This window comes from Pseudomonas sp. B329, assembly GCF_023127835.1.
Lineage (GTDB): Bacteria > Pseudomonadota > Gammaproteobacteria > Pseudomonadales > Pseudomonadaceae > Aquipseudomonas > Aquipseudomonas synxantha_A.
In genome coordinates, this window is sequence record NZ_SPKP01000042.1 from 197,523 (window position 1) to 211,647 (window position 14,125).

General features: G+C 60.1%; 18 protein-coding genes and 1 tRNA gene. 11 read left to right on the plus strand and 8 right to left on the minus strand.

What is annotated here, in order from left to right:
* Window positions 1–136 precede the first annotated feature (136 nt).
* Both E4P00_RS19870 and E4P00_RS19875 read left to right on the plus strand, forming a co-directional pair.
* On the plus strand, window positions 137–865 hold the full coding sequence (locus tag E4P00_RS19870) for a response regulator transcription factor (RefSeq protein WP_005789059.1): 729 nt from the start codon (window positions 137–139) through the stop codon (window positions 863–865).
* Window positions 852–2,210, plus strand: coding sequence for a sensor histidine kinase (locus E4P00_RS19875; protein ID WP_248132728.1), 1,359 nt, complete (start codon window positions 852–854; stop codon window positions 2,208–2,210). The genes E4P00_RS19870 and E4P00_RS19875 overlap by 14 nt, the downstream gene beginning before the upstream one ends.
* Before the next feature lie 3 nt (window positions 2,211–2,213).
* On the opposite strand, the gene E4P00_RS19880 is transcribed toward E4P00_RS19875, so the two are convergent.
* Complete coding sequence (locus E4P00_RS19880) at window positions 2,214–2,729, minus strand: DUF2062 domain-containing protein (protein WP_005789057.1); 516 nt, start codon at window positions 2,727–2,729, stop codon at window positions 2,214–2,216.
* 135 nt (window positions 2,730–2,864) lie between these two features.
* Here E4P00_RS19880 and E4P00_RS19885 point away from each other — a divergent pair, with 135 nt between their 5' ends.
* The 8 genes from E4P00_RS19885 to murB all read left to right on the plus strand — a co-directional run bounded on the left by E4P00_RS19885 (window position 2,865) and on the right by murB (window position 9,719).
* Complete coding sequence (locus tag E4P00_RS19885; RefSeq protein ID WP_248132614.1) at window positions 2,865–5,090, plus strand: DNA internalization-related competence protein ComEC/Rec2; 2,226 nt, start codon at window positions 2,865–2,867, stop codon at window positions 5,088–5,090.
* Window positions 5,091–5,199: 109 nt separating this feature from the next.
* Window positions 5,200–5,835, plus strand: coding sequence for a MotA/TolQ/ExbB proton channel family protein (locus E4P00_RS19890; protein ID WP_248132616.1), 636 nt, complete (start codon window positions 5,200–5,202; stop codon window positions 5,833–5,835).
* Complete coding sequence (locus E4P00_RS19895; protein WP_032880645.1) at window positions 5,832–6,260, plus strand: biopolymer transporter ExbD; 429 nt, start codon at window positions 5,832–5,834, stop codon at window positions 6,258–6,260. The genes E4P00_RS19890 and E4P00_RS19895 overlap by 4 nt, the downstream gene beginning before the upstream one ends.
* Window positions 6,260–7,270 (plus strand): tetraacyldisaccharide 4'-kinase, encoded by a 1,011-nt coding sequence (gene lpxK / locus E4P00_RS19900; RefSeq protein ID WP_228308572.1) that lies wholly within the window; start codon window positions 6,260–6,262, stop codon window positions 7,268–7,270. Before E4P00_RS19895 ends, lpxK begins: the two co-directional genes overlap by 1 nt.
* 22 nt (window positions 7,271–7,292) lie before the next feature.
* Window positions 7,293–7,478, plus strand: a complete 186-nt coding sequence (locus tag E4P00_RS19905; RefSeq protein ID WP_003174668.1) for a Trm112 family protein — start codon at window positions 7,293–7,295, stop codon at window positions 7,476–7,478.
* On the plus strand, window positions 7,475–8,239 hold the full coding sequence (kdsB, locus tag E4P00_RS19910; RefSeq protein ID WP_032880648.1) for a 3-deoxy-manno-octulosonate cytidylyltransferase: 765 nt from the start codon (window positions 7,475–7,477) through the stop codon (window positions 8,237–8,239). The genes E4P00_RS19905 and kdsB overlap by 4 nt, the downstream gene beginning before the upstream one ends.
* The gene (locus E4P00_RS19915; protein WP_078821648.1) at window positions 8,239–8,703 is read left to right on the plus strand and encodes a low molecular weight protein-tyrosine-phosphatase; all 465 of its coding nucleotides are present in this window, start codon (window positions 8,239–8,241) and stop codon (window positions 8,701–8,703) included. The genes kdsB and E4P00_RS19915 overlap by 1 nt, the downstream gene beginning before the upstream one ends.
* Window positions 8,700–9,719: a UDP-N-acetylmuramate dehydrogenase gene (murB, locus tag E4P00_RS19920; RefSeq protein ID WP_228308571.1), complete on the plus strand. Its 1,020-nt coding sequence runs from the start codon at window positions 8,700–8,702 to the stop codon at window positions 9,717–9,719. The genes E4P00_RS19915 and murB overlap by 4 nt, the downstream gene beginning before the upstream one ends.
* A 69-nt stretch (window positions 9,720–9,788) precedes the next feature.
* Here murB and E4P00_RS19925 read toward each other — a convergent pair whose 3' ends face one another.
* Window positions 9,789–10,460 (minus strand): Bax inhibitor-1/YccA family protein, encoded by a 672-nt coding sequence (locus E4P00_RS19925; protein WP_003192030.1) that lies wholly within the window; start codon window positions 10,458–10,460, stop codon window positions 9,789–9,791.
* 152 nt (window positions 10,461–10,612) lie between these two features.
* On the opposite strand from E4P00_RS19925, the gene E4P00_RS19930 reads away from it, so the two are divergent.
* Window positions 10,613–10,703 (plus strand) — tRNA-Ser (locus E4P00_RS19930).
* A gap of 116 nt (window positions 10,704–10,819) precedes the next feature.
* Here the strand turns inward: E4P00_RS19930 and E4P00_RS19935 are convergent.
* From E4P00_RS19935 to E4P00_RS19960, 6 genes are all read right to left on the minus strand, one after another.
* Entirely contained in the window at window positions 10,820–11,869 is a 1,050-nt protein-coding gene (locus E4P00_RS19935) for a tyrosine-type recombinase/integrase (protein WP_248132617.1), read from the minus strand.
* A 1-nt stretch (window position 11,870) separates the two neighbouring features.
* Window positions 11,871–12,113: a DUF4224 domain-containing protein gene (locus tag E4P00_RS19940; RefSeq protein ID WP_248132730.1), complete on the minus strand. Its 243-nt coding sequence runs from the start codon at window positions 12,111–12,113 to the stop codon at window positions 11,871–11,873.
* A 251-nt stretch (window positions 12,114–12,364) separates the two neighbouring features.
* Window positions 12,365–12,907: a phosphohydrolase gene (locus tag E4P00_RS19945; RefSeq protein ID WP_248132619.1), complete on the minus strand. Its 543-nt coding sequence runs from the start codon at window positions 12,905–12,907 to the stop codon at window positions 12,365–12,367.
* The gene (locus E4P00_RS19950; RefSeq protein WP_248132621.1) at window positions 12,904–13,302 is read right to left on the minus strand and encodes a hypothetical protein; all 399 of its coding nucleotides are present in this window, start codon (window positions 13,300–13,302) and stop codon (window positions 12,904–12,906) included. Before E4P00_RS19950 ends, E4P00_RS19945 begins: the two co-directional genes overlap by 4 nt.
* A 49-nt stretch (window positions 13,303–13,351) precedes the next feature.
* Entirely contained in the window at window positions 13,352–13,678 is a 327-nt protein-coding gene (locus E4P00_RS19955; RefSeq protein ID WP_065929207.1) for a pyocin activator PrtN family protein, read from the minus strand.
* Between the two features lie 155 nt (window positions 13,679–13,833).
* Entirely contained in the window at window positions 13,834–14,118 is a 285-nt protein-coding gene (locus tag E4P00_RS19960) for a phage antirepressor KilAC domain-containing protein (RefSeq protein WP_248132623.1), read from the minus strand.
* Between the last annotated feature and the right edge of the window lie 7 nt (window positions 14,119–14,125).

Sequence of the window (14,125 nt, forward strand, 5' to 3'; positions counted from 1 at the left end):
GTAGCCATTTGCACGGCCTGGAATCTTGCAAATTAATGACATGCGGCAATCTTCGGGCCATTCGGCGCCGGGTGGCGATTGCCTGTGAACGTTTAATCTTGAATAATCAGTGATTGAGAATGACTTGCAGACGCTAATGACTCCCGCAGCAGTTGGCCTACCCACAATCCTGACCATCGAAGATGACCCTGTGCTGGGTGCCTACGTGCATGAGCAACTTGGCCGCAGTGGTTTTCAGGTGACGTGGTGCCGCAACGGCCAGCAGGGCCTGCAAATGGCTTGCGAGCAGGCGTTCGACCTGGTGTTGATGGACATCCTGCTGCCGGGGCTCGACGGCTTGTCGATCCTCACCCATTTGCGCAAGAGCCATGCCATGCCGGTGATCCTGATGTCGGCCCTGGGCGCTGAAGCCGATCGCATCAGCGGTTTTCGCCTGGGGGCGGACGACTACCTGCCCAAACCGTTCAGCATGGTAGAGCTGCGTGTGCGCATTGAAGCCATCCTGCGCCGCGTGGCCCTGGATCGCCGACCCGAGCCGCCGCGCCCGGTGATGCGTGAGGATGCCCGGGTGTTGCAGTTTGACGATGAGCGCTGTGATGTGGCCTGCCAGCAACACTGGGCCGGGTTGACGCGCAGCGAATACCGGCTGCTGGAAACCCTGCAGCGCAATGTTGAAGAAGTGCTCAGCAAAGCCTTCCTGTATCAACACGTGCTGCAGCGCGGTTATGCACCCCATGACCGCAGCCTCGACATGCACGTCAGTCAGATTCGCCGCAAACTCAAGGCCATCGGCTACGCCGAGCGTGAAGTGCGTACAGTGTGGGGCAAGGGCTATGTGCTGAGCGGTCATGATGAAGGGCTTTGAGCGGCTGCCTGGCAAACACTCATTGTTCTGGAAGCTGGCCTGCCTGTTGATCGCCTTCTGTTTGCTGATGATTTGGCTCAGTTGGTCGTGGGGCCGCTACATGGAGCAGCAGAGTGCTTACCTGTCCGACAAGTCGCGGGAGATCCTCAGCGGTTACGCTGCAGGTGCCGAACTGGCGTGGAGTACACAAGGCCGCGCCGGCGTGGATGCCTGGTTGCAACTGATGGCCAAGCGTGAAACCACCTGGGTGGGTGTGATCGGCAACGATTTGCAATCCCTGGGCAGCAAGCCGCTCAGCGACAAGGAAAGCCAGCGCCTGACCTTCTTGCGCGGGCTGGATTGGCCGGTCAGCCGACATGTCATCGGTTTGCCGTGGATGAAGGTGCCGTTTCCGGTTGATCCTGGGATGGGGTCGCTGGTGATCGAGTTGCCGCAGCGCTTTATGCCGGGGCGTTATCAACTGTTCTGGCGGGTGGTGACCAATGGCGTCATCCCGGGCCTGTTTACCTTGTTGCTGTGCATCGGCCTCTATCGGCTGCTGATCATGCCCCTCAATCAATTGCGCGAGCAGGCCAATGCCTGGCGTGCGGATCAATTGAATACGCGGATGTCCCGGGATGCGACCAGTCGACAGGATGAGCTCGGGGAGCTGGGGCGCGCCTTTGACCATATGTCTGAACGCTTGCAGGGTACGGTGCGCTTGCAACAGCAGTTGCTGCGCGACATGTCCCATGAATTGCGCACGCCTTTGAGTCGCCTGCGGGTGGCTTGCGACAGCGAGCAAGACCCGGCCAGGCTGCGTGAGCGCCTGGGTCGGGAAATCGACGCCATGCAGCGCCTGGTGGAAGACAGCCTGCAACTGGCCTGGCTCGACAGTGAAACAGCGCCGCTGCCCCAGGAAGACATTCAGCTCCAGGCGCTGTGGGACATGTTGCGGGAAAACGCCTGTTTCGAAAGCCACTGGCCGGCGTCGCGCTTGCCGTGCTTATTACCGCCGGACAGTTGGGTGCGCGGCAACCTGAATGCACTGGCCCAGGCTCTGGAGAATATCCTGCGCAACGCCATACGCCACTCGCCAGCCGAGGGTACCGTGCTACTCGACGGCTGCCGCGAAGGAGACTATTGGCATATCTGGCTACAGGACCAGGGCGGCGGTATTGATGAGCAGGATTTGGAAACTATCTTCGCGCCCTTTACCCGGTTGGACGGCTCGCGGCCCGGCGATGGCGGGTTCGGCCTGGGCTTGAGCATTGCCCGCAACGCCGTGCAGCGTCAGGGCGGGCGCTTATGGGCGCAGAACTGCGGTCCGGGTTTGCGCGTGCATATACGCTTGCCGGCCCGTTAACCGTCAACGGCGACGCAGCTTGCGTTTCTTCCACTGGTGCGCGACCCACCAGCGCCAGTAGGCCATGGTCAAGCAATAAGCCAGCGCCCCCAGCACCAGCCCCAATACCACCGAACCCAGCAGAAACGGTTGCCAGAGCGTGCTCAACTGGCCGCTGATCCATTCCCATGTCAAATCGTCAGGTAGGCTGCGTGGCGGCACATTCATCAGCCAGGCGCCGGTCAGGTAGGTACAGACGAATACCACCGGCATGGTGACCGGATTGGTCAGCCACACCAGGCTGACCGCTATCGGCATATTGCCGCGCACGGTGATCGCCAGGATCGCCGCAAGCAGCATCTGCAACGGAATCGGTATAAACGCCGCGAATAAACCCACCGCCATGGCGCGAGCCACCGAATGCCGGTTCAGGTGCCAGAGGTTCGGATCATGCAGCAGGGTGCCAAGAAACTGTAATGACTTGTGTTCCCTGATGCTGCTGGGATCGGGCATGTACCGTTTGAATAAGCGCCGGGGCATAAGGGGTCCAGGTCAATTTGAAGGGCAAGTATGCCCGGATTCTATAAACAGAAAATTCAGACTTTGTGACAAAACATCATAGGCGCTCTCGGTCAGCCGGCTAAGACTGAATGGATCACTGGAAAAGGATGATTCATGAAAACAGGGATGTTCGCGCTGGCGCTGGGGTTGCTGGTATTGCGCTGGTTACCCGCATTGCCGTCTGGCGCCGGGTTGCTGGCTATGCTGATACTGGCCTTGATGCTGCTGCCTTTTCGTACCTATCCTGTGGCGTTTCTTCTGGTCGGCCTGAGTTGGGCCTGCATCAGCGCACAGTGGGCGCTGGATGATCGATTGCAACCGGCGCTGGACGGGCAGACGCGCTGGGTACAAGGGCGTGTCATCGGCTTGCCGCAGCAGACCGGCACGGGCGTGCGATTCGAGTTGGCCGACAGTCGGGCGCGCAATGCACGGCTGCCCAAACGTATTCGGGTGTCCTGGCACGGCGGGCCGACCGTAAACAGCGGCGAGTACTGGCGTCTGGCACTGACGCTCAAGCGGCCCGCCGGCCTGCTCAATTTTCATGGCTTTGACCACGAAGCCTGGCTGCTGGCCCAGCGTATCGGCGCCAGCGCGACGGTGAAGGATGGTGAGCGCCTGGCGCCGGCGCGCAATGCCTGGCGCGATGCCGTTCGCCAGCGCCTGATGGCCGTGGAAGCGCACGGCCGCGAGGCGGGCCTGGCGGCGTTGGTGCTGGGCGACGGTTCCGGGCTTGCACCTGAGGATTGGCAGGTGTTGCAGAACACCGGCACGGTGCATCTGCTGGTGATTTCCGGACAGCACATTGGTTTGTTGGCGGGGTTGATCTACGGCTTGATCTCTATGTTGGCGCGCTATGGTTGCTGGCCGCGAGGCTGGCCATGGCTGCCATGGGCGTGCGGCTTGGCGTTTGCCGGGGCGTTGGGCTATGGCCTGCTGGCAGGGTCCGGCGTGCCGGTGCAGCGGGCTTGTGTGATGGTGGGCCTGGTGCTGTTGTGGCGTTTGCGTTTTCGCCATTTGGGGGTGTGGTGGCCGTTGTTGCTGGCGTTGAATGGCGTGTTGCTCATCGAGCCCTTGGCCAGTCTACAGCCGGGGTTCTGGTTGTCGTTTGCGGCGGTCGCGGTGTTGGTGTTGGCATTCAGCGGGCGCCTGGGACCGTGGAGCGTCTGGCAAATCTGGACCCGTCCACAGTGGTTGATCGCAATTGGCTTGTTTCCGGTCCTGCTGGTGTTGGGGTTGCCCATCAGCCTCAGCGCCCCAGTGGCCAATCTGTTCGCCGTGCCCTGGATCAGCCTGGTAGTACTGCCTTTGGCGCTGCTGGGCACGGCGCTGCTGTGGGTGCCGTTGGTCGGCGAGGGCGTGTTGTGGCTGGCCGGTGGCGCACTGGACGGATTGTTCAAGGGCCTGGCGCTGCTCGCTGCACAACTGCCGGCCTGGGTACCGGCTGAGGTACCTTTGAGGTATTGGCTGGTGAGCCTGGCGGGCGCAGTGATTGTGTTGTTGCCCAAGGGGCTGCCATTCCGAGTGCTGGGTTGGCCCATGCTGTTGGTGGCAGTGTTTCCACCCAGGGATGGGGTGCCCCATGGCCAGGTGGAGGTGTTGCAACTGGATGTCGGCCAGGGCCAGGCACTGATCCTGCGTACCCGCCATCACACCTTGCTCTACGATGCCGGGCCGCGCTCGGGGCCTGCCGATCTGGGCGCGCGCGTGGTCTTGCCGTCGTTGCAGAAGCTCGGGGTAGGGCAGTTGGACATGATGCTGCTCAGTCATGCCGATGCCGATCATGCCGGCGGTGCCGCGGCGGTGGCCCGTGGCCTGCCCATCAAGCGTGTGGTAGGCGGTGAAACCGAAGGGCTGCCAGCGTTTCTTGCTACGCAACCCTGCAGGAGCGGTGAACATTGGGAGTGGGACGGCGTGGCATTCGAACTGTGGCAATGGCCTGGTGCTATCGAGGGCAATCCGAAATCCTGTGTATTGCAGGTCCAGGCCAACGGTGAACGCTTGCTGCTCACCGGTGATATCGATCGCGCCGCCGAGCAAGCATTTCTGGCCTCGCCGCTGGCGGTTCCGACCGACTGGCTGCAAGCCCCGCACCATGGCAGCCGCAGTTCTTCGTCCTGGCCTTTCCTGCAGCGGCTGGCGCCAACCGCGGTGCTGATTTCCCGGGGGCGCGGCAACGCGTTCGGCCATCCGCATCCGCAGGTGCTGGAGCGCTATCAGGCGCTGGGTAGCCGGGTATATGACAGTGCCGAGCAAGGCGCTGTACGGCTGCGCCTGGGGGCATTCACGCCACCAACGGTTGCGCGCAGTCAACGTCGTTTCTGGCGCGAACCGTTACCGTAACCCAGCGTTACCAAAGACTCAGGGGCACGACAGGCGGGCCTGTTGCCGACGAACCCCGCTGCCGAACCTATATGGTAAAGTGGCGCACTTTTTCGAGGGGACATTCACTGTGTGGGAATTGGTCAAATCCGGCGGCTGGATGATGTTGCCGATCATTCTGAGCTCCATCGCCGCACTCGGCATCGTCGCCGAACGCCTGTGGACCCTGCGCGCCAGTCGCGTGACCCCTGAACACCTGCTGGGGCAGGTCTGGAGCTGGATCAAGAACAAACAGCTCGACAAGCAAAAACTCAAGGAACTGCGCGCCAATTCGCCGCTGGGTGAAATCCTCGCTGCCGGCCTGGCCAACTCCAAGCATGGTCGCGAGATCATGAAAGAGTGCATCGAAGAAGCGGCTGCCCGGGTTATCCATGAACTGGAGCGCTACATCAATGCCCTCGGCACCATTGCCGCCATGGCACCGCTGCTCGGTTTGCTCGGCACGGTACTGGGCATGATCGATATCTTCAGCTCGTTCATGGGCTCGGGCATGACCACCAACGCGGCAGTATTGGCCGGGGGGATTTCCAAGGCATTGATCACCACCGCCGCCGGCCTGATGGTGGGGATTCCTTCGGTGTTCTTCCACCGCTTCCTGCAGCGTCGCATCGACGAACTGGTGGTTGGCATGGAACAGGAGGCCATCAAGCTGGTGGAAGTGGTGCAGGGCGATCGTGACGTAGATCTGGTCGAGGGCAAAGCGTGAAATTTCGCCGCAAGCAACGGGAAAATGTCGATATCAACCTCGCGTCATTGATCGACGTGGTGTTCATCCTGCTGCTGTTCTTTGTCGTGACCACCACCTTCACCCGGGAAACCCAGCTGCGTGTCGACTTGCCGGAGGCGGTGAGCGGTTCACCTGCCGAAGACCAGCAGGTCAAGCAACTGGATATCGCCATCAGCGCAGACGGCGTATTTTCAGTGAATAACCAATTGCTGCAGAAAAACGACCTCGCCAGCCTGATGGAGGCCTTGCAGAAAGAGTCCGGTGGCGACACCCAGCTACCGCTGTCGATCAGTGCTGATGGCAAGACCCAGCACCAAGCGGTGATCACCGCCATGGACGCGGCCGGCAAGCTCGGCTTCAGCCATTTGCGCATGACCACCGTCGAGGCGGCGAGCCCGCCCTGATGGCCATTTCCGATCGTTTGCTCAAGGCCTGGTACGAGGGCCATCCGGCATTGGTGCTGTTGCGGCCGCTGGAGTCACTGTATCGCCGGGTGGTGCAACGCAAGCGTGCGCGCTTCGTGGCAGGTGAGGGCGAGATTTATCAATCGCCGGTGCCGGTGGTGGTGGTCGGCAATATCACCGTGGGAGGCACCGGCAAGACGCCGCTGATCCTGTGGTTGATCGAGCATTGCCGTCGTAGCGGTTTGCGCGTGGGCGTGGTCAGCCGTGGCTACGGTGCCAAGCCGCCGCAGTTGCCGTGGCGGGTCGAGGCCAGCCACAGTGCCGAGGTGGCCGGCGACGAGCCCTTGCTGATCGTGCAGCGCAGCGGCGTAGCGCTGATGATCGACCCCGATCGCAGCCGCGCGGTAAAGGCCCTCTTGGCCAGTGAACCCCTGGACCTGATCCTCTCCGACGACGGCCTGCAGCATTACCGCCTGGCCCGCGATCTCGAACTGGTGCTGATCGACGCTGCCCGTGGCCTCGGCAATCGTCGCTGCCTGCCGGCCGGGCCGTTGCGCGAGCCGGTGGAGCGCCTGCAAAGTGTGGATGCGTTGCTCTATAACGGTGCCGGTTCGGACCGTAAGGATGGTTTTGCCTTCCGGCTGCAGCCCACCGCGCTGGTCAACCTGCACAGCGGCGAGCGCCAGCCCGTCACGCACTTTGCGCCGGGCCAACAGGTGCATGCGGTCGCCGGTATCGGCAATCCGCAACGTTTCTTCAATACCCTTGAAACGCTACACTGGCAGCCGCTGCCCCATGCTTTTGCCGATCACGCGCCCTACAGCGCCGAGGTCTTGAATTTTACCCCGTCATTGCCGCTGGTCATGACCGAAAAGGACGCGGTGAAGTGCCGCGCCTTTGCCCAACCCGACTGGTGGTACCTTGCGGTGGATGCGGTGCCGTCGCCGGCGTTTGTTGCCTGGTTCGACACGCAGCTGATGCGTCTGCTGCCCAACCGTCTATTGCCTTAACGCTTCTTTCCAGGAATCACTCATGGACACCAAACTGCTCGACATCCTCGCTTGCCCGATCTGCAAAGGCCCGCTCAAGCTCAGCGCCGACAAAACCGAGCTGATCAGCAAAGGTGCCGGCCTGGCTTACCCGATACGTGATGGCATCCCGGTGATGCTTGAAAGCGAAGCCCGTACCCTGACCACCGATGAGCGCCTGGATAAATGACCACCGCCTTTACCGTCGTCATTCCCTCGCGCTATGCCTCGACGCGCCTGCCGGGCAAACCGCTGCAAATGATCGGCACCAAGCCGATGATCCAGCTGGTGTGGGAACAAGCGTGCAAGAGCAGCGCCGAGCGGGTAGTGGTGGCCACCGATGACCCGCGTATCATCGAGGCGTGCAAAGGGTTCGGTGCCGAAGCCGTCCTGACCCGCGAAGACCATAACTCCGGCACTGATCGTCTGGCCGAGGTGGCGACCAAGCTTGGCCTGGCGCCCGACGCCATCGTGGTCAACGTGCAAGGTGACGAGCCATTGATACCGCCGGGTGTCATCGACCAGGTCGCCGCCAACCTCGCGGCCCATGGCGAGGCGCGTATGGCGACCCTGGCCGAACCGATCGAAGACATCGAGACGCTGTTCAACCCGAACGTGGTGAAAGTGGTCAGCGACATCAACGGCCTGGCACTGACCTTCAGTCGCTCTACCTTGCCGTGGGCGCGGGATGCCTTTGCCAGGAGTCGCGACGTGTTGCCGGAAGGCGTGCCGTATCGCCGCCATATCGGCATCTACGCCTACCGCGCGGGTTTCCTGCATGATTTTGTCAGCTGGGGCCCGTGCTGGCTGGAAAACACCGAATCCCTCGAACAACTGCGTGCCCTGTGGCACGGCGTGCGCATCCATGTGGGCGATGCGTTGGAAGCGCCGCCGGCGGGTGTCGACACTCAGGAAGATCTCGAACGCGTCCGTCGCCTGCTGGGCGCCTGATGGAAGTTCTGTTTGTATGCCTGGGCAATATCTGCCGCTCGCCAACCGCTGAAGGCGTCCTGCGCCATAAATTGCGCGAGGCGGGCTTGGCCGGCCAGATCGAGGTAGCGTCTGCCGGCACCGGTGAATGGCATATCGGCAACCCGCCGGATCAGCGCAGCCAGCGTGCGGCACTGGGGCGTGGTTACGACCTGTCGTCCCAGCGTGCCCAGCAGGTTAGCCGCGCCGACTTTGCGCGCTATGACCTGATCCTGGCCATGGATCACAGCAACCTGCGCAACCTCAAGGCCATGCAGCCGGGGCAGGGCAAGGCGGAACTGGATTTGTTCCTGCGCCGCTTTGACGGCGAAGTGGATGAAGTGCCAGACCCTTACTACGAAGGTGAACAAGGTTTCGAGCGGGTCCTGGACCTGATCGAGCGCGCCTGTGATTTATTGGTGATCGAATTGAAGGGGCGGTTATGACCTTGCAAGTGCTTGCGCAGGTATCGCTCAAGCCATTCAACAGCTTTGGCATTGATGTGCGCGCTCAATTATTTGCCGAGGCCCACAGCGATGCCGAGGTTCGCGAAGCCATCGCCTATGCCGCTGCACACGCGGTACCGTTGCTGGTGATCGGTGGCGGCAGCAATTTGCTATTGACCCAGGATGTCCCGGCGTTGGTGTTGCGCATGGCAACAGAAGGCATTCGCGTGCTGCACGACGATGGCGTGCACGTGCTGGTCGAAGCAGAAGCGGGCGAAGCCTGGCACCCGTTCGTTTTGTGGACCCTTGAACACGGCTTCTGCGGCCTGGAAAACCTCAGCCTGATCCCCGGCACCGTCGGCGCCGCACCCATGCAGAACATCGGGGCCTATGGCGTGGAGATCAAGGATGTCTTCGCCGGCCTCACCGCCCTGGATCGCCAGACAGGCGAACTGCGGGATTTCAGCCTGGACGAATGCAACTTTGCTTACCGTGACAGCCTGTTCAAGCATGAAGTCGGGCGGTGGTTGATCCTGCGGGTACGCTTTGCCCTCAGCCGCACCAATCACCTGAAACTCGACTACGGCCCGGTGCAACAGCGCCTGACCGCGCAGGGCATCACCCACGCTACACCAAGCGATGTGAGCCGGGCGATTTGCAGCATTCGCCGCGAGAAACTGCCGGACCCGGCAGAGTTGGGCAATGCCGGCAGCTTCTTCAAGAACCCACTGGTGTCCCAGGCCCTCGCTGCCGAACTGCAAAGCCAATACCCGGACTTGGTCGCATACCCTCAGGCCGACGGGCAAATGAAACTCGCCGCCGGCTGGCTGATCGACAAGGCAGGGTGGAAGGGCTTTCGAGACGGCGATGCGGGGGTACACAAGATGCAGGCGCTGGTGCTGGTCAACTACGGCGCAGCCACAGGGCGCGAGATTGCCAACCTGGCGCTACGTATCCAGCAGGATATCTTCAAGCGTTTCAAGGTTGAGCTGGAGATGGAACCCAACCAGTACTGATCTTTCAGGCCTGGAAATGAAAATGCCCCGTATCTTGCGATACGGGGCATTTTTTATTGCGCTGGTTGATCAGTCGTCGCGGCTCATGATGCCGAAGATCTGCAACAGGCTGATAAACAGGTTGTAGATCGATACATACAGGCTGATGGTGGCCATGATGTAGTTACGCTCACCACCGTGGATGATGGCGCTGGTCTGGAACAGGATGCACACCGAGGAAAACAGCACAAAACCTGCGCTGATCGCCAGTTGCAGGCCGCTGATCTGGAAGAACATGCTGGCCACCACCGCCGCCAGCAACACGAAGAAGCCTGCGGTGATGAAGCCACCCAGGAAGCTCATGTCCTTACGGCTGATCAGCACGTAGGCCGACAGGCCACCAAATACCAGCGCCGTCATGGCAAACGCCGAACTGACCACTTCCGCACCGCCGGCCATGCCGAGGTAACGGTTGAGGATCGGGCCGAGGATAAAGCCCATGAAACCGGTCAAGGCAAACGCCGACACCAGGCCCCAGGCCGAATCGCGCAGCTTGTTGGTCAGGAAGAACAGACCATAGAAGCCGATCAGCACGACAAAGATATTCGGATAACCAACGCGCATCTGTTGGGCCACATACGCCATCACGCCGCTGAATGCGAGCGTCAAGGCGAGCAAGCCGTACGTATTGCGCAACACGCGGCTGACTTCAAGCTGCTCAGCCTGCGCGTTGCCATTCACTGCGTAATTCTGTTCGCGCATGGCGACACTCCTTCAGTTTTGAAACGTTCAGTCGCAAAGATCATAACAGACGCTCTGTAACAAGCGATGCAGAGAGTTTGACAGTGTGTTTCATTCGGGTATTATGGCGCCCGCTGACACGGGATGAGCTACTATAATCCTGTGATGCACAAGGGAAATTGGCAGAGTGGTTGAATGCACCGGTCTTGAAAACCGGCGGACGTTAATAGCGTCTCCAGGGTTCGAATCCCTGGTTTCCCGCCAAGATTTACACAAAAGCCCCGCGATTGCGGGGCTTTTGCGTTTTCGGGGTTTGGATAGGCAGAGGCAGTTTCTGAGAGGGGTTCCGAAACTTTCGGGTAGGCGTTCCGAAACTTTGCCTATTTGGAGGGTTTAGCGGTAGCGCCGATCCGCCTGTAAACCCGCTTGGTAATCTCCTGCTTACTATGTCCCAGCAGTAGACTTGCGTCGCCAATATCGACAATTTCCGATGCGGCCTTGGGCCGAATGTCACGAAACTGAAACCCTCCAATTTTTGTTGCGAGCATTGAGTCCCCCTGATCCAGTGCGTTCTGCTGTGCCTGTTCCCTTGCCTTGTCCCATCGTAAGCGCAACATGCCCTTCGTCATCCTCTTTCCGTACTTGTTGATCAGCAGGTATTTGGATGAGTGGTGAGCGTTTCTTTCTGTTATCTCTCGAACTAATTTCCCAAGGCTGTTTTCCCCGGCTTCCGTTCGCATCAAGATTCTGAGCTTTTGTCCTGTTTTACCTTGGGTGACCAGGAAGTAATCGCCATCGGCGTCGTCGCTACGCATTACGATCACGTCAGCTGGCCGCTGGCCTGTCAGATAAGCCAGATCCATTGCTTCCCTTAACTCCGGTCCTGCGGTCCCATAAACTGCATCCCAAACTACTGCATTGGCATAATAGTCGCGTGGCACCTCCTTATTCTTCCTGACGCCTTGGCATGGATTCTCCCGCTCGGTAAGTCCCCATTCGCGTGCCATATTAAACACGTGAGAAAGAAGGGCGATTTCCCGGTTGGCCCTAACCTTGGCTGTACGTGCATCACGATATCCTGCGATATTGGCCGGAGTGATGGAGTCGATGGGGGCGCCGTCGAATGTGGGTCTCAGCTGTTTTAGTTCGGCCAAATTGTCTTTCTGGGTACGCTCGCCCTTTTTCGGTATGACGTCGCGGACGTACCGATCAAAGATGCCCTTCATGATCGTCAGGTCTGCTGGCTTTTCCTTGGCCTCAAGTTCTGCCCACTTCAATCGAGCCTTGTTAAGGTCCCCTCCAAGCGGGATTTCCTTGCCAGTCGCATCCCTGTAGTAATAACCGACCCACACTTTGCCGTTCTTGCGGGGACGCTTGCGCCGCACCATTCCAGGCGGCAAGTCCCTGTTCTCAGTGTTTCGAGGTCGCATTTCAGTTAACTCTAGAGAAGTCTGGTGTCCAAACTGGTCGCGTCAATGGAGGGCTTTGGCCGACTAGTACTGGATTGATCATGCCGAATTTCATGCGAGCGTACATGCGGCCAACTAAAGGTCGGCCGCCACGGCTCTCGATGAACACCCAACTGCGTTCTTTGAGCCATCTCCGCTGGTGGGCCCGCTGTTTATAGCCAGTAAGGTCGGCCAGTTCTTCGTCTGACAGGATTTCGGCTTCGATGGTTTTGGCGGGGAGATGGGGGTTATACCCCAAGGCAGGCTGCGCGAGCGGGCGTGCTGGAGCGGTTAGCGTTGCATCAATGGGCGCTGCCCCGCGCAGCTTTTCGTGGGGTATAAGTGCCTCGGCAGTGGCGCTGGGAGGAGCAATAATGCCTGCTGCTGCGCAGCAGAGACTGTTTGTTTCTAGCGTGTCGCCCCCATTTGCAGTACGGAGCAAAGCGGACTGGGCACTGGTGTTTTTCTGTTGGTTCTTCATGCCGCTTTCCTCCGGTGTTCGATAGCAAGTTGGTCAATCAGGCGCTGGTGGTAGGTGTTGCGGGCTTCTGCGGCAGACCATGGTCGGATGGTTTCAACCATGGGTTCGATGCCGACCAAACAATCCCAGATAGCCGGATTGGATGGCATGAGGTCGCGGCGTTCGGTAGCTAGCGCTATCAGGTTGGCCTTGTGGACGCAGGCGGGGAGTTCTGGTGCTATGCCGAAGCGATCACAGATGCGCCACCAGATACAGTCCTCGAAGTGCTCATAGACGCTGATCCATTGCTTGAGTGGTCGCGTCATGTCGCCCAGGTACGCCTCGGGTGCGTCATGAAGTAAGGCCGAGAGCTTGTATTCTTCCGGCACTAGCTCGGCGACGATGCAGCTGTGCTGGGCCACGCTGTAGAACTCGCGGGTGTGACCGTTGAAGCGGCACAGGTGCGCCAGTGCGTGCGAGATATCCCGTGGGTCGACCATGTCGGCGTCGGGTTCGAGCAGGTCAAAGTGTTTGCCTGAATGGGTTAGGATCCAGTTCATGCTGCGTCTCCTAACTCGAATGGGTCCAGCTGGGCAGCCATGTTCAGTGCCTTGTCACGTAAGGCAAGTGCTTGAGTAGCCTGGCTGTGAGATCTCACCGCTCGGAAGGTGTCGGCCGCTAGCTTGAGCTTTTCGGCAATGGCTAACAGGGTGAGGCGATCCAGTGGCTGATGGTCCAATATCAGCTGCAGGCGCCGACTACGCTCGGAGATCTGCTCGAGTGCGGTAGAGCCCGCTGACTCCCCCTCGTCCATCCCTTCAACGAACCCTTGTGCGTGGCCCTCGTCATAGCCCTGTGCCAGACCATCCATTAAGCCGCCTCTGTAGCCGATCCAATAAAGGATCGCGAGCGCGATAACGATGGTGATCAGTGCGCAGATTTGAATTACGGTCATGTGGTGTGCTCCTGGTGGTTTTGTTGGCTGGTGGTGGCAGCCGTTGGTGTTACTGCTCTGGCTCGGTTGAATCAGTTTGTGGTCGCGGCATGTCCTCATCCGCCCTGTAAGCGCGGATATCAATCAGTGCCGCGACATGCTTGATGTGGGCATACCTCAACGCTTTGACGCTGTGATCCAGGGTGGTCACCGGCAGCTGAATACGGCCGCTGTTGATAGCCTCAGTAAAAGTCTTTTCGTTGAGGTTCTTGAAGTAATGCACGCGCAGCTTTTCCAGGGGGATAAGCACGTCGCCGAATAGTTGGTGCAGCATCTCGACGGTTGCGCTATCCGGCGCGGGTTGCAGCCGTAGCGGTGTTTGACTGTTGTTGCTCATGGGCAGCGGCCTCCTTGCGTTTGAGTCGTGAGGGGTGATTCCAGGCATTTAGGCAGTGGCGTTTGGTCAGCTCCCGCAGATGCTCCGGCACTTCGAGGAGCGCGGCATTGCGCTCCTCGCGTGTGTGCATGGCGACGATCTGGCGGGCGTACTCCCTAGGCCACGTCACGGTTGTCTGCCGGGATGGCTGGCAGTTCGAGGCCTAGCTGACTTGCCAGCCAGGGCATGCCGGCTTGCCGGACCTTCGTCGACTGGCTGTATTGCATTCCGGCCGTCTCGTGGTACCAGTTGCCGTTCTTGATCCGCAGGTACTCACGGTCACGGACGGGGAAGGCCGGCAGGTTGCGGTCGTTGAGTAAGCCCTTTTCACGCATGAGCGCGATCAGCTTGGGGCGGGTGATGCTGAAGTACTTGGCGGCTTTTTCCAGGCTACGTTCCATCACGGCC